This window comes from Pseudomonas sp. ABa2 (genome assembly GCF_056676075.1).
Genome location: NZ_CM155239.1, coordinates 1,972,900 through 1,992,268 on the forward strand (window position 1 = coordinate 1,972,900; position 19,369 = coordinate 1,992,268).

Annotated in this window: 23 protein-coding genes; 5 read left to right on the forward strand and 18 right to left on the reverse strand. The window is 66.9% G+C overall.

Annotation, left to right across the window (positions count from 1 at the left end; translation table 11 throughout):
- From AC1G9C_RS09720 to AC1G9C_RS09755, 8 genes are all read right to left on the reverse strand, one after another.
- Positions 1–807, reverse strand: a complete 807-nt coding sequence (locus AC1G9C_RS09720; protein ID WP_480410046.1) for an FAD binding domain-containing protein — start codon at positions 805–807, stop codon at positions 1–3.
- Positions 804–3,806, reverse strand: a complete 3,003-nt coding sequence (locus AC1G9C_RS09725; protein ID WP_480410047.1) for a xanthine dehydrogenase family protein molybdopterin-binding subunit — start codon at positions 3,804–3,806, stop codon at positions 804–806. Before AC1G9C_RS09725 ends, AC1G9C_RS09720 begins: the two co-directional genes overlap by 4 nt.
- A 481-nt stretch (positions 3,807–4,287) precedes the next feature.
- Positions 4,288–4,713 carry an organic hydroperoxide resistance protein gene (locus AC1G9C_RS09730; RefSeq protein ID WP_021445631.1) on the reverse strand — a complete coding sequence of 142 codons (426 nt, stop codon included), beginning with the start codon at positions 4,711–4,713 and terminating at the stop codon, positions 4,288–4,290.
- Positions 4,714–4,761: 48 nt separating this feature from the next.
- Positions 4,762–4,887, reverse strand: coding sequence for a hypothetical protein (locus tag AC1G9C_RS09735; RefSeq protein WP_257787000.1), 126 nt, complete (start codon positions 4,885–4,887; stop codon positions 4,762–4,764).
- Positions 4,888–5,194: 307 nt separating this feature from the next.
- On the reverse strand, positions 5,195–5,647 hold the full coding sequence (locus tag AC1G9C_RS09740; protein ID WP_021445629.1) for a MarR family winged helix-turn-helix transcriptional regulator: 453 nt from the start codon (positions 5,645–5,647) through the stop codon (positions 5,195–5,197).
- 96 nt (positions 5,648–5,743) lie between these two features.
- Positions 5,744–6,049, reverse strand: a complete 306-nt coding sequence (locus AC1G9C_RS09745; RefSeq protein WP_021445628.1) for an I78 family peptidase inhibitor — start codon at positions 6,047–6,049, stop codon at positions 5,744–5,746.
- A gap of 26 nt (positions 6,050–6,075) precedes the next feature.
- Positions 6,076–6,726, reverse strand: a complete 651-nt coding sequence (locus AC1G9C_RS09750; protein WP_021445627.1) for a YceH family protein — start codon at positions 6,724–6,726, stop codon at positions 6,076–6,078.
- Positions 6,727–6,776: 50 nt separating this feature from the next.
- A complete protein-coding gene (locus AC1G9C_RS09755) occupies positions 6,777–7,337 on the reverse strand; it encodes a TetR/AcrR family transcriptional regulator (RefSeq protein ID WP_021445626.1) in 561 nt (186 codons plus the stop codon).
- Positions 7,338–7,426: 89 nt separating this feature from the next.
- Between AC1G9C_RS09755 and AC1G9C_RS09760 the strand changes: the two genes are divergently transcribed.
- From AC1G9C_RS09760 to AC1G9C_RS09770, 3 genes are read left to right on the forward strand one after another with little or no spacing between them, the layout of a single operon-like run.
- Positions 7,427–8,164 carry an SDR family oxidoreductase gene (locus AC1G9C_RS09760; protein WP_480410048.1) on the forward strand — a complete coding sequence of 246 codons (738 nt, stop codon included), beginning with the start codon at positions 7,427–7,429 and terminating at the stop codon, positions 8,162–8,164.
- A gap of 30 nt (positions 8,165–8,194) precedes the next feature.
- Entirely contained in the window at positions 8,195–8,788 is a 594-nt protein-coding gene (locus AC1G9C_RS09765) for a 2-hydroxychromene-2-carboxylate isomerase (RefSeq protein WP_021442877.1), read from the forward strand.
- Positions 8,789–8,838: 50 nt separating this feature from the next.
- Positions 8,839–9,054, forward strand: coding sequence for a DUF3820 family protein (locus AC1G9C_RS09770; RefSeq protein ID WP_021442876.1), 216 nt, complete (start codon positions 8,839–8,841; stop codon positions 9,052–9,054).
- A 75-nt stretch (positions 9,055–9,129) separates the two neighbouring features.
- Here AC1G9C_RS09770 and AC1G9C_RS09775 read toward each other — a convergent pair whose 3' ends face one another.
- The 3 genes from AC1G9C_RS09775 to AC1G9C_RS09785 form a co-directional block, all read right to left on the reverse strand.
- Complete coding sequence (locus AC1G9C_RS09775) at positions 9,130–9,378, reverse strand: hypothetical protein (RefSeq protein WP_021442875.1); 249 nt, start codon at positions 9,376–9,378, stop codon at positions 9,130–9,132.
- A gap of 192 nt (positions 9,379–9,570) precedes the next feature.
- Positions 9,571–10,458, reverse strand: coding sequence for an SDR family NAD(P)-dependent oxidoreductase (locus AC1G9C_RS09780; RefSeq protein WP_480410049.1), 888 nt, complete (start codon positions 10,456–10,458; stop codon positions 9,571–9,573).
- Positions 10,455–12,008, reverse strand: coding sequence for a flavin-containing monooxygenase (locus tag AC1G9C_RS09785; protein ID WP_480410050.1), 1,554 nt, complete (start codon positions 12,006–12,008; stop codon positions 10,455–10,457). Before AC1G9C_RS09785 ends, AC1G9C_RS09780 begins: the two co-directional genes overlap by 4 nt.
- Positions 12,009–12,123: 115 nt before the next feature.
- Here AC1G9C_RS09785 and AC1G9C_RS09790 point away from each other — a divergent pair, with 115 nt between their 5' ends.
- On the forward strand, positions 12,124–12,831 hold the full coding sequence (locus tag AC1G9C_RS09790) for a TetR family transcriptional regulator (RefSeq protein ID WP_480410051.1): 708 nt from the start codon (positions 12,124–12,126) through the stop codon (positions 12,829–12,831).
- Positions 12,832–12,961: 130 nt separating this feature from the next.
- Here AC1G9C_RS09790 and AC1G9C_RS09795 read toward each other — a convergent pair whose 3' ends face one another.
- The 4 genes from AC1G9C_RS09795 to fnr all read right to left on the reverse strand — a co-directional run bounded on the left by AC1G9C_RS09795 (position 12,962) and on the right by fnr (position 16,237).
- On the reverse strand, positions 12,962–13,798 hold the full coding sequence (locus AC1G9C_RS09795) for a metal-dependent hydrolase (protein WP_480410052.1): 837 nt from the start codon (positions 13,796–13,798) through the stop codon (positions 12,962–12,964).
- A gap of 202 nt (positions 13,799–14,000) precedes the next feature.
- On the reverse strand, positions 14,001–14,819 hold the full coding sequence (locus tag AC1G9C_RS09800) for an ion transporter (protein WP_480410053.1): 819 nt from the start codon (positions 14,817–14,819) through the stop codon (positions 14,001–14,003).
- A gap of 90 nt (positions 14,820–14,909) precedes the next feature.
- Positions 14,910–15,458: an adenine phosphoribosyltransferase gene (locus AC1G9C_RS09805; RefSeq protein ID WP_021442869.1), complete on the reverse strand. Its 549-nt coding sequence runs from the start codon at positions 15,456–15,458 to the stop codon at positions 14,910–14,912.
- Positions 15,459–15,502: 44 nt separating this feature from the next.
- The gene (gene fnr / locus AC1G9C_RS09810) at positions 15,503–16,237 is read right to left on the reverse strand and encodes a fumarate/nitrate reduction transcriptional regulator Fnr (RefSeq protein WP_021442868.1); all 735 of its coding nucleotides are present in this window, start codon (positions 16,235–16,237) and stop codon (positions 15,503–15,505) included.
- Positions 16,238–16,391: 154 nt separating this feature from the next.
- Between fnr and AC1G9C_RS09815 the strand changes: the two genes are divergently transcribed.
- Entirely contained in the window at positions 16,392–16,835 is a 444-nt protein-coding gene (locus AC1G9C_RS09815) for a hypothetical protein (protein WP_397497304.1), read from the forward strand.
- Between the two features lie 42 nt (positions 16,836–16,877).
- Here AC1G9C_RS09815 and hemN read toward each other — a convergent pair whose 3' ends face one another.
- The 3 genes from hemN to ccoS all read right to left on the reverse strand — a co-directional run bounded on the left by hemN (position 16,878) and on the right by ccoS (position 19,329).
- On the reverse strand, positions 16,878–18,260 hold the full coding sequence (gene hemN / locus AC1G9C_RS09820) for an oxygen-independent coproporphyrinogen III oxidase (protein WP_480410054.1): 1,383 nt from the start codon (positions 18,258–18,260) through the stop codon (positions 16,878–16,880).
- A 186-nt stretch (positions 18,261–18,446) separates the two neighbouring features.
- Positions 18,447–19,130: a sulfite exporter TauE/SafE family protein gene (locus AC1G9C_RS09825; RefSeq protein WP_480410055.1), complete on the reverse strand. Its 684-nt coding sequence runs from the start codon at positions 19,128–19,130 to the stop codon at positions 18,447–18,449.
- Positions 19,123–19,329, reverse strand: coding sequence for a cbb3-type cytochrome oxidase assembly protein CcoS (ccoS, locus tag AC1G9C_RS09830; protein ID WP_096826649.1), 207 nt, complete (start codon positions 19,327–19,329; stop codon positions 19,123–19,125). The genes AC1G9C_RS09825 and ccoS overlap by 8 nt, the downstream gene beginning before the upstream one ends.
- Between the last annotated feature and the right edge of the window lie 40 nt (positions 19,330–19,369).

The window sequence follows — 19,369 nt, forward strand, 5'->3', positions numbered from 1 at the left end:
TCAGACTCCTTCGATGAGCCGGTGACCCAGCTCGCGAATCAGTTGCCGGCGGTAGGCCGCGCTGGCGTGCACATCGTCCTGGGCGTCGAGCGACCAGGCGGTTTCGTTGAGCGCGTCGGCCAGCGCCGGGCCGCGCGGCAGGCTGCGCATTACCGGGCGATCGGCGACCCCGCCGACGCCCAGACGCACCTCGTCGGTGCCGACACAGGCGGCCAGCGAGACGATGGCGAAGTCGCCGTGGCGCATGGCGATTTCCCGGAAGCGGTAGTCGATGCCCTCGCGTTTGAGCGGGAAGCGCACCTCGACGAGCAGTTCGTCGGCGCGTTTGTCGGTGGTGAGAATGCCCTGGAAGAACTCGGCGGCCTTGACCACGCGCCTGCCTTTCTTCGACTCCAGGACGATCTCGCCGCCCAAGGTCACCAGGCACAGCGGCAGCTCGGCGCTGGGGTCGGCGTGGGCCACCGAACCGCACACGGTGCCGCGGTTGCGGGTCTGGAAATGGCCGATCCAGGGCATCGCCAGGGCCAGCAGCGGCACCTCGTCGACCAGCGTCGGCCGCGCCAGCAGTTGCGCCTGGCGCACCGCCGCGCCAACCGCCAGGCAGTCCTTGCGCAGCTCGATGTAGTCCAGGTCGGCGACCTGGTTGATGTCGATCAGCAGCTTGGGCTGGGCCAGGCGCATGTTCAGCACCGCCATCAGCGACTGCCCGCCGGCAATGATGCGCGCATCCGCGCCATACTCGGCGAGCAGCTCGAGCACCTGGCGGCGGCTTTCGGCGCGGACGTAATCGAAGGCAGCCGGTTTCATTGCGCACCTCCCTTGCCGAGCAGCCGGGCCAACAGCGCACGCAGGCGGGGCCACCAGCCCGCGGCGATCGCCTGGCCACTGACCCGCTGCGACAGGCGGGTGAAAATCTGTCCGATGATCACTTTCGAGGCCCCTTGCATCATGCGGCTGCCGACTGCGGCGACCTTGCCGCTGACGGCGACCTGGTATTGGTATTCCAGGCGCGTGTGACCGTTCTCCAAGGCGACGAAACGCACCCTGGCGTGGCCCTCGGCCGAGCCCATGGAGCTGGTGCCGGATCCGGACAGGCGCAACGAATGCGGTGGGTCCAGCTCGCTCAGGGCGACCTTGGCCTCGAAGCGCGCGCGGATCATGCCGACGCCGACGGTGACGTCCGCGCGGTAGCGATTCTCGCCCTGCAGTTCGAGGGCATGGCAGCCGGGGATGATCGCCGCCAGGGTGGCCGGGTCGAGCAGGGTGTCGAACACCTGCTGTGGCGGCGCCGGGATCACCACCGCATCGTTGGCGCGCAGGGCCGAACCAGCGGCCGGCTCTGCGGCGAAACCGTCGTCCTGCTGCATGCCGGCCGGCCGCGGCGGCTCGTCGATGCCGATCAGCGTGCGCACCTTCGAGGGAGTCAGCGGCAGGCGGATGTCGGCGCGGCCGAGGGCATCGGCCACGGCGTTGGCGATGCATACCGGCGTGCTCATGTTGTTGCCCTCGCCGACGCCCTTGGCCCCCAGGGGGGTGAACGGCGAGGGTGTTTCCAGATGCAGGATCACCGGCTCGAGCACTTCCGGGGCAGTGGGCACCAGGTAGTCGGCGAAGGTTCCGGAGAGGAAGCTGCCGTCCTCGCCATAGGCGAACTCCTCCATCAGCGCCGCGCCAAGCCCCTGGGTAAAGCCGCCGCGGATCTGCCCGTCGACCAGCGCGGGATTGAGCAGGCGGCCGGCATCGTGGCAGGTCACGTAGCGGTCGATATGAATCGCGCCGGTGACGCGGTCGATCTCCAGGCCACAGATGTCGAAGACGAAGCCGTAGCACAGCGAGCTGTTGATGAGATCGTCGTCGTCCGGCGCCATGAGCTGCGGCGGGCTCCAGAATGCGGTCTCGCGCAGGCCGCCCGGTTCGCCTTGCGGGAGCAGGCCGGGCGTCCAGTGGGTGGCGCCGGCGATGCGGTGAAAGGGGGCGGAAGGACCGCCGTCGGCGACGAAGATCTTGCCGCCTCCGAAGCGGATGTCTGCCGCCTTGGCTTGCAGTTGCGCGGCGGCGATCGCGGCGAGGCGATCGCGCACCTTCAGCGCGGCCTGGTAGACCACCCCGGCCACCGCGCCGGCGAAGCGGCTGGAATAGTTGCCCGAGGCGATCGACCAGGCATCCTTCTGAGTGTCCAGTTCGACGTTGACCACTATCGATTCCAGCGCCACACCGAGCACATCGGCGACTATCTGCGCCACCGCGGTCTGGTGCCCCTGGCCCTGGGGCGTCGAGGAGACGTGCACGCTGACGTCACCGAGCGGGCCGACGTTGATGGTCGCCGTGCTCACCGCACCGTTCTTCGGCCCGGCCTTGCGCCGTTCCTCGGGCGTCATCGCGGCGGTGATGTAGCCCATGTTGGAGATCGACGGCTCGATCACCGCGGCATAGCCGATGCCGTACAGCCGACCTTCGCCGCGCGCCTGCTCGCGGCGGCGCAACAGTTCGTCGAGACCGCCGTCCCTGACCGCCAAATCGATGCCGGCCTGGTAATTGCCGGAATCCAGCAGGGCGCCGGCCGCGGCCCGGTAGGGGAAGGCGTCGGCCGGTACCAGGTTGCGGCGGATCACCTCCAGCGGATCGAGATCCAGCTGCACGGCGATATGCTGCAGCAGACGCTCCAGGGCGAAGTACACCTGCGGGCCGCCGAAGCCCCGGTTGAGGCCGGTGGGGGTCTTGTTGGTCAGCACCACGCGGTTGCGCACCAGCAGGTTGCGAATCGCATAGGCACCCGTGAGGTTGCCGTGCATGCGATAGAAGGTGGCCGGTTCCGGTGCGCGCAGGTAGGCGCCGCAGTCGTCGATCTGGTCATAACGCAGGGCGGTGATGCGACCGTCGGCCTGCACCGCCGCCTCGATCTCGGTGACCCGATTGGTCGCGGAGGACGCGCCCTGCAGATGCTCGAGGCGGTCTTCGACCCATTTCACCGGGGCTCCGACCTTGCGTGCCGCCAGCCCCATCATCACCACGTAGGGGAACACGCCCTGTTTGATCCCGAAGCTGCCGCCGGAGTCTTTCGGCGTGCGCAGACGCAGGCGGTTGCTCGGCACGTTGAGCGCGCGGGCCATCACCGTGTGCAGCGCATAGGGGCCCTGGAAGTTGGCCAGCACATCGTAGATGCCGGTGGCGCGTTCGTACTGGGCAAGCACCACGTAGCATTCGATGGGGGTGCAGGAGCTGCGCGGAAAGCGCACCTTCAGCGCTACCCGGTGCGGCGCCTGCGCGAAGGCCTGTTCCGGTTCGCCGTAGCGGAAATGCCGCTCGTTGACCACGTTGCTGCCGACTGCCTCATGCAGCACCGGCGCCTGTTCGGTGGTGGCAGCTTCCGGGTCGATGATCGGCGGCAGCGGCTCATAGTCGACACGTACGCCTTCCAGGGCGTCTTCGGCCAGGTAACGGCTCTCGGCGATCACGACCGCCACCGGCTCGCCGACGTAGCGCACCTTGTCCACGGCGATGCACCAGTGCTCCATCGGCTGACGCACGCCGACCGGGAATGGCAGGGCCCACCGCTTGACGTCCTCACCGATGAGTACGCCGTGCACGCCTTTCATCAGCAGCGCTTTGGAGAAGTCCACGGCGGTGATGCGCGCGTGGGGATGGGGTGAACGGACGATGGCCGCGTGCAGGGTACCGGGCGCGGTGGCCGCATCGTCGGCATAGCAGCCCAGGCCACGCAGCAATGCAGCATCCTCGACACGGGTCTGACGAGCGCCGATATGGCCGCTGTGCTGGGTAACGGGGTCAGGCTGATATAGGTTCATCACTACTTCTCGCGTTTATCGCTGTGCGCGATTGACTCGTAGTGAAGAGTAGGGATCCCGGGCGGCCGGCCGCCTTGCCCGGGCCGATGAATATCTGCCCGGCCGTCCGCTGGCTTGCCTTTCAGTCTGACGGAGTGAGGATGGCGGCGTTCTTCAGGACGCGCTTTGGGATGGGCAATGCCGCTTGGGCCGCCTCGGTGGGTCGTCGAGCGTTCACCTGGATCACCTTGGTGTCCACCGGGATGGCGGACGGATCCACAAGGGCGGTTCTGGTTGCAGCAGGCGCTGGACAGCTGCTCGTGGGCCGGTGCCGCTGCGAGCGGTCATCTTCGCGGTGACCACATCGCACCAGGGGCTGGGGGGTACGCCGATGGCAATCGGCATGGCGATATTCAGCGGTAAGCCGCAGCGATACGGGGTGGCTGCGGTGTTTCCTCTTGGGCCCGCTGACGGCCAGGCCGTCAGCGTTCGCCCCAGTGTGTCAGACGATGGTCAAGGTGACGTCGATGTTGCCGCGGGTGGCATTGGAGTAGGGGCAGACGATGTGCGCGCGGTCCACCAGGGTCTGCGCCGCTTCGCGGTCCAGGCCCGGCAGGCTGATGCGCAGCTCCACCTCGATGCCGAAGCCGGTGGGGATCGGGCCGATGCCCACGGTGCCTTCGATAAAGGAGTCGGCCGGGATGCTCAGCTTGTCGCGGGCGGCGACGAACTTCAGGGCGCCGAGGAAGCAGGCCGAATAGCCGGCGGCGAACAGTTGTTCCGGGTTGGTGCCGTTGCCGCCGGCGCCGCCGAGTTCCTTCGGCGTGGTCAGGGCGATGTCCAGTACGCCGTCGGAGGAGACGGCGCGGCCTTCACGGCCGCCGAAGGCTTCAGCGGTAGCACGGTAGAGAACGTTTTCGATGGTCATGGCGGTATTCCTCTTGAGATGCGATTGGGGTGCGTAGGTATTCGTCGATTAGCCTTCGTGGCTGATCAGCCATTCGGGGTACAGGCCCTTGCCGTTCTGGCTGGCTTGACCATTGTCGGCCAGAACCGGGGCGGAAAGAATCAGCGTGGCGGTCAGTGCGATCAGGGTTTTCATCGGTTTCTCCAGGGCTTCGGTGGGTAGCGGGTGGAGACGACTGTGAAGTCTCCGTGGAATGTTTCGCGCTAATGTTTTGTGCGCAAGTCATTTCCATGGAGCGAACTGTAGTCCGCATATATTTTGCGCGCAAGATAATTTTTTGAGTATTTCGCTATAACCCTGGAACTTCAGAGCATAAGCAGGCGTGACGGAGGATAGAGCCGATGGAAGTGCTCGGGCGGGGTGGCGTGCGGACCTCGGATGGACCTTGAGGTGGCGGCCGCTCAATCGCTACCGGGTGCGATGGGCGGCATGAGCGCCTGGTTTAGAGCGATTGCTGCAGGTGACTGCGCAGTTCCACCAGATCCGCTTTGAGCGAGGCGAGCTTCTCCAGGCTCAGGCCGGAGGCCTTGAGGATGCAGGCCGGCAGCGCCTTGGCCTGCTCGTGCAGGGCGCGGCCCCGGTCGGTGAGGTAGAGCTGCACCACGCGTTCGTCCTGGCTGCTGCGTACCCGCTGCAGCAGGCCCTCGCTTTCCAGGCGCTTGAGCAGGGGGGTGAGCGAGCCGGGGTCGGTGAGCATGCGTGCGCTGATCTCGCCGACGGTGATGCCGTCGTTCTCCCACAGCACCAGCATGGCCAGGTACTGCGGATAGGTCAGTCCCAGTGCCTGCAGCAGCGGCTTGTAGGTCTTGGTCATCAGCAGCGAGGTGGAATAGAGGGCGAAGCACAGCTGGTTGTCCAGCAGCAGCTCGGCGCAGGGCTGCACTTGGGTGGTCATGGCGGTGGCCTGTGAGGGGGAAGTGTGCTTAAAGCTAGCGCGCCAATGATCTTTGCGCCAGAGGAAGGTGCGGGCGTCACCCGCACCTCGACCAGGCTAGCCGCAGGATACGCGGGTGATGACGCGCTGGTCGTCGACGTTGAGATTGAGGCGCTGGCCGTTGTATTCCAGGGTCACCACGCTGCCGGGGGTGAGCACGCGAGCGGTGCTGGCGCCGGCCTGCTGGCGGGCCTGTTCGAGCAGTTCGGGGGTGGCCACCTGGCCCTGCAGGTGTTCCACCGCCGAGGAGGTGCAGCCCTGGCTGGGGTCGGCGGGCTTGGCCGGCGGTTTGTCGGCAGTGCTGCAGCCGGCGGCGAGCAGGGCGGTGGCGAGAATCAGGCTGAAACGGGTCTTGAGAGTCAACGCTGTGGGCTCCTTTTCCATAGGGATTATTGCGCGCCTTCGAGGCGCGCCAGACGTTCTTCGAGGGCGGCGATGCGCGCTTCCAGTTCGACCAGGCGTTCGTCGTTAGGTGCCGAGGTCTCGCTACGCGAACTGGGGCGGCTGGCCAGCAGGCTTTCCAGGTCGGCCGGCTCGCCCAGCAGGTGCATATAGCGATCCTCGCGCTGGCCGCTCTGGCGCGGCAGCAGCACCACCAGGCCGCGGCCGATCAGGCGCTCCAGCTGGTGCTGGACTTCGGCGACGTCGTCGAAGTCGTGCATGCGGTTGCTGCGCGTCAGCAGTTCGCTCAGGGTCTGCGGGCCGCGCAGCAGCAGCAGGCCGAGCAGCACGGTCTGCGGCTTGACCAGCTCCAGCTGCTTGTCGCAGCGCTGCTCCCAGCGATCGGCGCGGCTGCCCATGACCAGGCGCACCAGCTCGCGGCCCTCCAGGCTGCGCAGGTAACGGCCGACTTCGCCGGTTTCCAGGTTCATCAGCGGCTCGCGGCTGGTCTTCTGGTTGCAGGCCAGTTGCAGGGCATTGAGGGTCAGCGGATAGCTTTCCGGGGTGGTCAGCTGCTTTTCGATCAGGCAGCCAAGCAGGCGCACTTCGATGGCGTGCAACGGGCTGTCGCCGACCAGGGGGGAAGGGGTATGGGACATGGGGGGATCCTGCCGCGGGGAAATAGCCTCTAGCCTAGCGGTATCCGCCCTCAGCCGACAGGCTCCAGTGTGCCTTGCAGCAGATTCAGGCTGGCGTCCAGCACCTGCTGGCGGGCTTCGCCGCCGGCCAGCATGCGCGCCAGCAGCACGGCGCCGAGGCATTGGGCGAGGATGGCCCAGGCCAGTTGCGGGTCGTCCAAGATCTCGGCCCAGGCCTGCTGCAGTTGCACTATCCAGTCCTCGACGCGTTGGCGTACGGCCAGGTCGGCGCGGGCGATCTCGGCGCCGAGGGCGGGCAGGGCGCAGCCCTGCTGCGGCTGCTCGACGTGGGCCAGGCTGAGGTAGGCGGCCAGGCAGCGCTTGAGTTTGTCGCGCCCGCCATCGCCGGCGCCGAGGCGGGCCAGGCTGTTGCTCAGCTCGCGTTCGAGCAGCGCGGCGAACAGCGCGTCCTTGGAGTCGAAATGGCTGTAGAAGGCCGCGCCGCTGAGGCCGATGGCCTTCATCAGGGCGTCCACGCCGGTGGTGGCGAAGCCGCCCTGCTTGGCGATGGCGCCGCTGCTGGCGAGCAGTTTCTCGCGGGTTTCGGCCTTGTGTTCGGCGGAGTAGCGCATGGGAGCTCCGGAGGAATGTCGCTTGACCTGGCGCGAAGCCTAGCATAACGTCCGTTCACCTAACGATCGTTTAGTTGGCGAGGTAGGCCATGAGTGACGTACACAACAAGAAAGTCGCACTGGTTATCGGCGCCGGCGATGCCACCGGCGGCGCCATCGCCCGGCGTTTCGCCCGCGAAGGCTATATCGCCTGCGTCACCCGGCGCAGCCTGGACAAGTTGCAGCCGCTGCTCGAGCAGATTCGCGCCGAGGGCGGCGAGGCCCATGGTTTCGCCTCCGATGCGCGCCAGGAAGAGCAGGTGGCCGAACTGGTCGAGCACATCGAACGGGAGATCGGCCCGATCGAGGCGATGGTCTTCAACATCGGCGCCAACGTGCCCTGCAGCATCCTTGAGGAGACCGCGCGCAAGTACTTCAAGATCTGGGAAATGGCCTGCTTCGCCGGGTTCCTCACCAGCCAGGCGGTGGCCAAGCGCATGGTCGCCCGCGGCCGCGGCACCATCCTGTTCACCGGCGCCACCGCCGGTCTGCGCGGCGCCGCCGGGTTCGCCGCCTTCGCCGGCGCCAAGCACGGCATCCGCGCCCTGGCGCAGAGCATGGCGCGCGAGCTGGGGCCGCTGAACGTGCATGTCGCCCATGTGGTGGTGGACGGCGCGATCGACACCGCCTTTATCCGCGACAGCTTCCCCGAGCTCTATGCCAAGAAGGACCAGGACGGCATCCTCGATCCCGAGCATATCGCCGACAGCTACTGGTACCTGCACAGCCAGCCGCGCGACGCCTGGACCTTCGAGCTGGACCTGCGGCCCTGGATCGAGCGCTGGTAATTGCCCCATAACCACAAGCGAGTGACCGCCATGAGCAAGAGCGTGGAATTCTTCTTCGACCTGGGCAGCCCGGCCTCCTACCTGGCCCATACCCAACTGCCCGCCATCTGCCGCGACAGCGGCGCCGCGCTGGTCTACCGGCCGATGCTGCTGGGCGGCGTGTTCCAGGCCACCGGCAACGCCTCGCCGGCGCTGATCCCGGCCAAGGGCCGCTACATGCTGCGCGACCTGGCGCGCTTCGCCGAGCGCTACGGCGTGGCGATGCGCTTCAACCCGCATTTCCCGCTCAATACCCTGAGCCTGATGCGCCTGGTCGTCGCCATCCAGCTGTATCAGCCCGAGCGCTTGGCGGCGGGCCTGCAGGCGCTGTTTCAGGCGATCTGGGTGGATGGCCTGAATCTCGGCGATCCGGCGAAGGTGGCCGAAGTACTGACCGCGGCCGGCTTCGACGCCGAGGCGCTGCAGGCGCAGATCGCCGAACAAGAGGTGAAGGACGCGCTCAAGGCGACCACCGAGGAGGCGGTCAAGCGCGGCGTGTTCGGCGCGCCGACCTGCTTCGTCGGCGGCGAGATGTTCTTCGGCCAGGATCGCCTGGATTTCGTGCGCGAGGCGCTCGCGCGCTGAGGCTCTGGCACAATGGCCGGCGTTACCGCCGATCATTGTGCGAGACCCCGATGAACCCCGAAGCGCTGAAACTCCTGGTGACCCGCCGCATGCCCTACGGCAAGTACAAGGATCGGCTGATCGCCGACCTGCCCGGGCACTACCTCAACTGGTTCGCCCGCGCCGGTTTTCCCAAGGGCGAACTGGGCCAGCTGCTGGCGCTGATGCAGGAGATCGACCACAACGGCCTCAAGCCGCTGCTCGATCCGCTGCGGCGGGATGCATAGCCCGGATGCCACCGGGGAAAGCCTTGCGCTCTGCCGCGGATTTCATCCGGGCTACGGGCTGCGGTGCACCCAGAGTCAATGCCAGCTGCGGCCGTGGTCCAGCTTCTGGTCCACCAGCCATTTGCCGTGGGCGATGGAGGCGCGCTGCGCCTTATTCAGGTCGTCCATGAAGGCATAGTCCACCGGCAGGGTCTGGCGCTTGCTGGTGTGGCCGTCGGGGTCGGTGATCTGGCAGCCGCCGGCCCAGGGCGTGGGCAGGCCTGGGTGTTCCATCACCGTGGCGCGAATGATGTGGTCGCGGTGGGTGCAGGTCATGGTGCTCATGGGCTTATCCTCATGGCGAGGCGCCGCCCCGGGCGTCGACGCTGGCCCGAGGGTTCCAGCCGGGGGCCGGAATCGGCACCGCGTGGATGAGTGTTGCGTCGGTTTCCCCACCATAGCCCAGATGGCGCAGCGCCGGGCGTTACCCGACAAAACGCACGGGACCGGCATGGGCCGGCCCCGTGGTGGCGCTTTCTACTCGGTCGCCTCGCGCACCTTGGCTGCCCCCTTGGGCTTGGGCGCGAAGCGCGCGGCCAGGCGCATCGAGACGGTCACCAGGCGCTGGTACAGCGCCGGCATGCTGCGCTGCATCCAGTCCAGCACATGAGCGTCGGCGCCGATCAGGATGCGCCGCTTGTTGGCCAGCACGCCGCCCACTATGACCTTGGCCGCCTGTTCCGGCGTGGTGCGCAGCAACTGATCGTTGAACTGCTGGCGCGCCTGCTCGGCGGCTTGCCCTGTGACCTTGGCCAGGCTGTCGTTCATCCGCGCGGTCTTGGCGATATTGGTGCGAATGCCGCCAGGGTGCACGCAGCTGGCGGACACGCCGCAAGCGTCCATGTCCAGCTCCTGGCGCAGTGATTCGGTGAAGCCGCGTACGGCGAACTTGCTGGCGTTGTAGGCGCTCATGCCGGGCTGGGAGAACAGGCCGAAGACGCTGGAGACGTTGACCACGTGGCCCTGGCCGGCCGCCTTGAGGTGGGGCAGGAAGGCCTTGGTGCCGTTGACCACGCCCCAGAAGTTGATGTTCATGATCCACTCGTAGTCGGCGTAATCGTTGCCTTCCACGGTGCCGCCCTGCGCCACGCCGGCGTTGTTGAAGATGGCATTGACCCGGCCGAACTCGGCCACCACCTGCTCGGCCCAGGCCTGCATGGCGGCGCGGTCGGCAACGTCGACCCGCTGCTGGCTGACGGTGACGCCAAGCTTGCGCGCCTGTTCGGCGGTTTCCGTGAGGCCCTCGAGATTGACGTCGGACAGCGCCAGGTGGCAGCCCTGGCGGGCCAGGTGGTAGGCGAGGGCGCGGCCGATGCCGGAGCCGGCGCCGGTGATGGCGGCTACTTTGTTTTCGAAGGATTTCATGCGGTGGCCTCCTGCACGTCGAGGATGAGGGCGTTGCTCTGCGCCGGGTGTACGGCGTCCTTGCGGCTGAAGTGGTAGGCCGCCGAGTCGAAGTGGCGCGTCAGCATGCGAAAGCGCCAGGTGAAACCGGGCCAAACCGTGCAGTTGCGCCCGCTGACCGGGTGCAGGTACCAGCTCATGCAGCCGCCGGCGTTCCACACCGTGCCGCCGAGGGTGCCCTGGATCTTCCGGTTGAAGGCATCCTGCGCCTCGCGCTTGGGTTCCAGGCTCTGCAGGCGGCCGTCCTCGACCTGCTTGAGGGCGCCGAGCACGTAGGCGATCTGCGACTCGATCATATAGACCATGGAGTTGTGGCCCAGCCCGGTGTTCGGTCCCATGAGGAAGAACAGGTTGGGGAAGCCGGCGGTCATGGTGCCCTTGTAGGCTTCCGGGCCCATCGGCCAGGTGTCGAGCAGGTCGACGCCGCCGCGGCCGAACACCGTGCCGCGCGGCAGCGGGTCGCTGGGGGTGAAGCCGGTGCCGAAGATGATGGCGTCGACCTCGCGCTCCTGGCCATCGGCGGTGCGCACGCCGTGCGGCAGGATTTCGGCGATGCCGTCGGTGATCACCGCGACGTTCGGCTGCACCAGCGCCGGGTAGTAGTCGTTGGAGATCAGCACGCGCTTGCAGCCCATGGTGTAGTCCGGGGTGACCTTGGCGCGCAGCACCGGATCCTTGATCTGCCTGTTGATGTACAGCTTGGCGATGCCCTGGGCCAGGCGCAGCAGGCGCGGGGCGAAGGCGAAGGCGATCACCCGGCTTTCGAGGATGCCGTACAGGGCGCCGCGCCAGAGCTTCTGCGCCAGCGGGAAACGCCGGAAGCGGGCGCGCTCGCCGTCGCGGATGGCGCGGTCGGGCTTGGGCATGATCCAGGGCGCGGTGCGCTGATAGAGGTCGAGCTTGGCCACCTGCTTCTGGATCTGCGGCACGAACTGGATGGCCGAGGCGCCGGTGCCGATCACCGCCACGCGTTTGCCGGTGAGGTCGTAGTCGTGGTTCCACTGCTGCGAGTGAAAGACCTCGCCGGTGAAGTGCTCCAGGCCCTTGAGCTTGGGAATCGACGGCGTCGACAGCGCGCCCATGCCGGAGACCACGAACTGCGCGCTGTAACGGTTGCCGGCGCGGTCCTGCAGGTGCCACAGCTCGGCCTGCTCGTCCCAGCGGATCTGCACCACCTCGGTGCCGAGCAGGGTCTTGTCCTGCAGACGGTACTTCTTCCAGCAGCCTTCCAGGTATTGCTTGATCTCCGGCTGCTTGGCGAACATCCGCGTCCAGTTCGGATTGGGCTCGAAGGAGAAGGAATACAGGTGCGATTGCACGTCGCAGCCGCAGCCCGGGTAGTTGTTGACCCGCCAGGTGCCGCCGACGCCGGCTTCTTTCTCGAACAGGAGGAAATCCTGCTCGCCCTGTTGCTTGAGGCGTATCGCCATGCCGAGGCCGGAGAAGCCGCTGCCGAGGATGGCGATCTTGCACTGGCGGGCAGCGGTAGGGGGTGACACGGGCGCATTCATGGGCGAACTCCTGCTTGTCGTTCTTGTTGAGGTCTACAGCTGTATACCTGAGTAGACAGATGTATACTCGCGGCGCGCCAGCGGACCAACAAGCCAACTTTCGGTAGGGGTGAGGATGCACAGCGACGAAACGCAGCTACGCGACAGGGCCAGCGAAGCCCCCGGCAAGCGCCTGCTGATGGAGGCGGCGTTACGTCTCACCTCAACCAGCCGCAGCCTCAGCAGCCTGGGCCTGCGCGAGCTGGCGCGCGAGGCCGGGCTCAACCCCAATACCTTCTACCGGCATTTTCGCGACGTCGACGATCTCGGCCTGAGCGTGATCGGCGAGATCACCCAGCTGCTGCGCCAGCCATTGCGCGACCTGCGCCGCGAGGCCGCGCAGCGCGCGGTCAAGGACGAGGGGCCGGTGCTGCCCAAGCTGCTGGGCATCGACCTCGGCCGCGGTCGGCGCGTCTGTCACGAGACGGTGCAGCTGTTCTTCGACTTCGTCGCCGAGCACCCCGAGGCCTTCATCATCGGCGTGCGCGAACTGCACGGCGCCTCGCCCGTATTGCGCGAGGCGCTGCGCCAGGTGATGGACGATTTCGCCGACGACATGGCCGAGGACATCCTCGAGTTCAAGCTGCTGCCGGGTATCGTCAGCGCGGCAGCGGTGCGCCAGGTGTCCGGGCTGATCAGCCGCAGCCTGTTCGAGCAGTCGCTGGACTATATCGGCCAGCCGCAGCGGCGTGCGGTGATCCGCGCGCTGGCCGAGGAGCAGATCGTCATGCTGTTCACCGGCGCCAGCGTGCTGCAGAGCCTGGGGCAGCTGCGCCTGGGCTGAGGGTCGTCCGAGGCGCTTTGCTCGGAGCGGATTTTATCCGCGAATTTGGCGGCTCAAGCCGCTCCCACAGTGCGTGTTCCGGGGCGCACAGGCGAATGAAAAAGGGCGGCCAGGGCCGCCCGAAGGGACATCAGTTGGCGAAGCCGAGGCGCTGGCGCCAGCGGCTTTCCAGTTGCGCGGTGTCGTGATCCTTGGGGTGGAAGCCGGGGCGGTAGTAGTCCAGGTAGGGGCCGATCAGCTTGGTGAAGAAGCCGTTGCGCGGGCCGAACAGCGTCTTCAGGCCGAAACCCCAGCTGCGCCAATTGAACAGCTGGCCGTCCTTGCGCAGCAGGTGCACCTGGAACCAGCCGATCACGCCGAGGAAGATCACGGTGGTCAGCATCATCACCAGGGTGCGGGTGAAATAGCCGCCGTAGACCTTCTGGTACACGTCGTAGCAGACCGCCTTGTGCTCGTTCTCCTCGATGGCGTGCCACATCCACAGCTGGTACAGCTTGGGGTCGTTCATCTGGGTGGTGAGGTCTTCGCGCTTGAGCAGCTGCTCGGCCATGGTCGCGGTGAAGTGCTCCAGGGCGCAGGTGGCGGCCAGACGCTGCTTCTTGGTGCTGACCTTGGTGACCCACTCCAGCAGCACCTTGATGCGCAGCTCCAGGCGCTCCAGGTCGATATCGTGCTCATTGGCGTAGTCGTTGTAGGCCGCGTGCTCCTTGGAGTGCATGGCCTCCTGGCCGATGAAGGCGCTGATGTCCTTCTTCAACTGCGGTTCGCTGACCTGGTCGCGCACCGCCCGCACGCTGTCGACGAAGAACTTCTCGCCGTAGGGGAACAGCGACGACAGGTTGTTCATGAACTGGCTCATGAAGGGATCGTCGTAGAACCAGTACTTGGGCGTCTCGGAGAAGCTGAAGTCCATGCGGCGAACCGGGAAGCTGGATTTCGGCTGGGGAAGGGTGGCGCTGGCGCTCATCGTTCGAGTCCTCTTCTGGGGAGCCGGTGCTCCCGGTTGTTGTGCGGCTCTGGGCGACACGAGCAATCGTGTCATTGAACGATGTAACTATCGGGCGCAGGCGCGCCGGACGCCGCCAACTTAAGGCGGGTCGTGTCGGACAGGCGCGAGGGACTGAAGGGGCCAGGGCGGGGCAACCCGCCCTGGTCGAGGCGAGCGCGGGTTAGCGGCTCTGGCGGCGCAGCTCGGCGATTTCGCCGCGTAGCGCCCTGAGCTCGTCGAGAATGGCCTGCTCGCGGGCCTCCGCGGCCTGTTCCTCGGCGCTGGGCTCGTGGGTGCTCTGCATGGCGTTGACGATCACCGCGATGAACAGGTTGAGCATCATGAAAGTGGCGACGAGGATGTAGGGCACGAAGAACAGCCAGGCCAGCGGATAGGCCTCCATCACCGGACGCACGATGCCCATCGACCAGCTCTCCAGGGTCATCACCTGGAACAGGGTGTAGAGGCTGGCGCCGATGTTACCGAACCACTCGGGGAAGCTCTGGCCGAACAGCTGGGTGGCCATTACCGCGGCGACGTAGAAGATCAGTCCCATCAGCATGACGATGCTGCCCATGCCCGGCAGCGAGGCGAGCAGCGCCTGCACCACCTTGCGCATGCTCGGGTTGATCGAGATCAGGCGCAGCACACGCAACACGCGCAGGGCGCGCAGCACGGCGAAGGGGCCGCTGGCCGGTACCAGGGCGATGCCCACCACCAGGCAGTCGAACACCGCCCAGGGGTCGCGCAGCAGGCCGGGGCCGCGGGCGGCGAAGCGCAGCGCCAGCTCGATGACGAAGCAGGCGAGGATGATGGCGTCCAGGGTCAGCAGCGGCCGGCCCCAGTCGGCCATGATCGCCGGCGAGGTCTGCAGGCCGAGAATGGCGGCGTTGATCACGATCAGCAGGGTGACCAGGCGCTGCACGGCCAGGCCGTCCATCAGCTGGCCCAGGCGCTGGCGCCAGTCGGCGGGGGATTGCTTCAGTTCGAGTTCGTTCATGATTACTTCAGTGGATATCGGTGGCCCCGATGCCGTCCGGGATGGGGCGCACGCCTGTCCCGGATGGCATCCGGGCTACGCGGCAGCTGCTCAACGATCGTCGAGGGCGAAGGCGGTCAGGCAGAAGGTGGGGATGCCGATGTCCTGCAGCTTCTGCGAGCCGCCCAGTTCCGGCAGATCGATGATCGCCGCGGCTTCATGGATGCTGGCGCCCATGCGTCGCACCAGCTTGGCGGCGGCCAGCAGGGTGCCGCCGGTGGCGATCAGGTCATCGAAGATCAGCACCGAGTCGCCCTCGCAGAGGCTGTCGGCATGCACCTCGAGGAAGGCTTCGCCGTATTCGGTCTGGTAGCCCTCGCTGAGCACGTCGGCCGGCAGCTTGCCCTGCTTGCGGAACAGCACCAGCGGCTTGTTCAGTTCGTAGGCGATGATCGAGCCGATCAGGAAGCCGCGCGCGTCCATGGCGCCGATATGGCTGAACTCGGCCTCCACGTAACGCTGGATGAAACTGTCGGCGACCATGCGCAGGGCGCGCGGCGACTGGAACAGCGGGGTGATGTCGCGGAAGATCACCCCCGGCTTGGGAAAGTCCGGCACCGGGCGGATCAGGGTCTTGATGCTGAATTCGTCGAAAATCATCGCGGGTTCCTGAAAGGCGCTGCGCCCACGACTCGCGGGCGAGCTCAGACGTCGAGGTTGCCGCCGGCCAGGGCGCACAGCTCGATGGGGTCGAGAATGTGCACTTCCTTGCCTTCGGCTTCGAGCAGCTTGTTCTGTTGGAAGCGGGTAAATACGCGAGACACCGTCTCCACCGCAAGGCCCAAATAGTTACCAATTTCGTTGCGCGACATGGCCAGGCGGAACTGGTTGGCGGAGAAGCCGCGGGCACGGAAACGCGCGGAGAGGTTGACCAGGAAGGTGGCGATGCGTTCGTCGGCGGTCTTCTTCGACAGCAACAGCATCATCTGCTGATCGTCGCGGATCTCCCGGCTCATGACGCGCATCAGCTGGCGGCGCAGCTGCGGCAGCTGCAGGGCCAGGTCGTCGAGGCGCTCGAAGGGGATCTCGCACACCGAGGTGGTCTCCAGCGCCTGGGCCGAGACCGGGTAGCGCTCGCCGTCGACGCCGGATAGGCCGACCAGCTCGCTGGGCAGGTGGAAACCGGTGATCTGCTCCTCGCCGGCGTCGCTCAGGCTGAAGGTCTTCAGTGCGCCGGAGCGCACGGCGAACACCGAGCCGAAGGCGTCGCCCTGGCGGAACAGGAATTCGCCCTTCTTCAACGGGCGGCCGCGCTTGACGATCTCGTCCAGCGCGTCCATGTCTTCCAGGTTCAGCGAGATCGGCAGGCACAGGCTGGCCAGGCTGCAATCCTTGCAATGGGCTTGATGCTGCGCACGCAGCTTGATGCTCTCGGACATCGTTGGGCTTCCCGGGTAAACACGCAATGTTCGTAAGGGTACAGCAGGGGGCGGATGCCGGCCAGTCGTAGCAAGGTCTGACCATCCGCTCAAGTTCGTCGCCAGGCGGCCGACCCAGACAGTGGAACCTTAGTTCAACGCAGGGAGCAGCGCGATGCGCATCGAATCCGGCGCTCCGCTGGCCAATCTGGTCCGCGGCGTGCAGCGACAAAATAGCGCAGGCGAGCGCAGTCCCGAGGAGGTGCGCGAGGGCCTGCGCATCAGTCTCTCCGAGCTGGGCAGGAGCCTGTCGGCCAAGGCCGGCAAGAACCAGGACATCGACGACAGCGGGCTACCCGACAGCATTAAGCAGCTGCTGAAGATGATCCGCGAGCTGAAGGCGCAGATCGCCGAGAAGCAGGCGCAGATCGAGGCGATCATGAGCGATCAGAGCCTCGATGCGGAAACCAAGCGCCAGCAGCTTGAAGGGCTGCAGACCGAGCTGGCGTCGCTCAACAGCGCCTTGACGGCGGCCAATGCCAACCTGATCAAGCTGATGCGCGACAACGGCCTCAGCGACGAGCAGATGATGACCGCCGCCAGCCTGGCGATGGCCTAGCCCTGATCGCCGGCAAGCCGGCTGCTACCGGCGCGGCGGCCGTCAGATCACCCGCGAGAAGCGCTGGCGCACCTGGTCGTTGAGGTAGCGGTCGAACAGCATGCACAGCGAACGTACCAGCAGGCGGCCGGCGGGCAACACTTCGAGGCGTTCGGCGTCGAGTCTGATCAGGCCGTCGCGGGCCAGTTGCTGCAGCTCGGGCCAGAGCGCGGCGAAGTAGTCGCGAAAGACCAGGCCGTGGGCCTGCTCGATGGCGGCGAAATCCAGCTGGAAATGACAGATCAGCTGCTGGATCACCGCGCGGCGCACGCGGTCGTCGGCGTTGCAGTGCAGGCCGCGGCGGGTGGCCAGTTGGCCGTTGCCGAGGCTTTGCTGGTAGCTGGCGATGTCGCTGTCGTTCTGGCTGTAGAGGTCGCCGATCTGGCTGATGGCCGACACCCCCAGACCGATCAGGTCGCAATGACCGTGGGTGGTGTAGCCCTGGAAGTTGCGCTGCAGGGTGCCTTCCTCCTGGGCCACGGCCAGCTCGTCGTCGGGCAGGGCGAAGTGGTCCATGCCGATGTAGCGGTAGCCGGCGCGGGTCAGCTGCTCGATGCTGGCCTGCAGCATCTCCAGTTTCTGCGCCGGGCTGGGCAGGTCGTCGGCGCTGATGCGCCGCTGCGGCATGAAGCGCTCGGGTAGATGGGCGTAGTTGAACAGCGACAGGCGATCCGGCTGCAGGGCGATCACCTCGGCGACGGTACGGGCGAAGCGCTCGGGGGTCTGCTTGGGCAGGCCGTAGATCAGGTCGATGTTCAGCGAACGGAACTGCAGGGTGCGCGCCGCCTCGACTATGGCGCGGGTCTCCTCCAGGGTCTGCAGGCGGTTGACCGCGCGCTGCACCTCGGGGTCGAGGTCCTGCACGCCGAGGCTGACGCGGTTGAAGCCCAGCTCGCGCAGCAGACCCATGGTCGACCAGTCGGCCTCGCGCGGGTCGATCTCGATGCTGTAGTCGCCGGAGTCGTCGTCCAGCAGGTGGAAGTGCTGGCGCAGGTGCTGCATCAGCCGGCGCAGTTCGTCGTGGCTGAGGAAGGTAGGCGTACCGCCGCCGAAGTGCAGCTGCTCGATCACCTGGCCCCGGTCCAGGTAGCGGCTGATGATCTCGATCTCGCGTTCGAGCTTCTCCAGATAGGGCAGGGCGCGGCCGCGGTCCTTGGTGATCACCTTGTTGCAGGCGCAGTAGTAGCAGATGTGCGCGCAGAACGGGATGTGCAGGTACAGCGACAGCGGGCGCTTGCCCTTGCGGCTGTCGCGCAGGGCGTGCAGCAGGTCGAAGGGGCCGATGTCGTCGTGGAACTGCACGGCGGTCGGATAGGAGGTGTAGCGCGGGCCGGCCAGATCGTAGCGGCGGATCAGGTCGGCGTCCCACTGGATGGCGTCGAGCATGGAAAAAATCCTGGAAAGGCAGTGGGGCCAGTCTAGGGAGTGCGGCGGCGGCGGCTGTTGATCTGAGTCAGGTCGCCGTGCGTTTGCCTGGCGCGCGCGTTACATGTGCCGGCGCAGCTGTAGGTTGGCGCTGAGCGCAGCGAAGCCCAACGGGGGGCAGCGGGCGGCGGCGTTGGATATGGCGTCTCAGTGCCCCATCAGCCAGTGCTGGTGCGGGCCGGGCAGGGTCCAGAGGCCGAACAGGATGACCAGCAGGCCGCCGGCCATGCGAATGCCGCGCTGGCGCAGCAGGGCGGTGACGCGTTCGGCGGCGAGGCCAGTGGCCAGCAGCACCGGCCAGGTGCCCAGGCCGAAAGCCAGCATCAGCACGGCACTGTCGACCGCGTTGCCCTGGCTGGAGGCCCACAGCAGGGTGCTGTAGACCAGCCCGCAGGGCAGCCAGCCCCACAGCCCGCCCAGCACCAGGGCGCGCGGCAGGCTGGTGACCGGCATAAAGCGCCGGGTCAGCGGTTGAATGTGGCGCCACAGGCCGCGGCCGAGCGCCTCGATACGGGTCAGGCCGCTCCACCAGCCGGCCAGGTACAGGCCCATGGCGATCAGCAGCAGGGCCGCCAGGGTGCGCATCACCACTTCGCCGGCGCTGCCGGCAATGGCCCAGCCGGCCAGACCGAGGAGCAGGCCGGCGGCGGCATAACTGAGGATGCGACCGAGGTTGTAGGTCAGCAGCAGGCGCAGGCGGCGGCCGCGCTGCTCGGCCGGGATTGCCAGGGTCAGCGCGCCCATCAGGCCGCCGCACATGCCCAGGCAGTGACCGCCGCCGAGCAGGCCGAGAATCAGCGCCGACACCAGCAGCGGCGCCAGCTCAAGCATCGGGTTTGTCCTGCTTGCTCTGCTCTTCGGCCTGTTCGACCCCCGCCTTGTGCAGCGGGTCTTCGTCGTCGAACAGAATGCTGTGCGCCGGGCCGTCGAGGTCGTCGTACTGGCCGCTGTCCACCGCCCAGAAGAACAGCCAGATGGCGAAACCGACCAGGGCGATGGCCACGGGGATCAGGATATAGAGGGCGGACATGCGGTCTCCATGGTGGCATCTGAGTAGGGGCGGGCTCTGC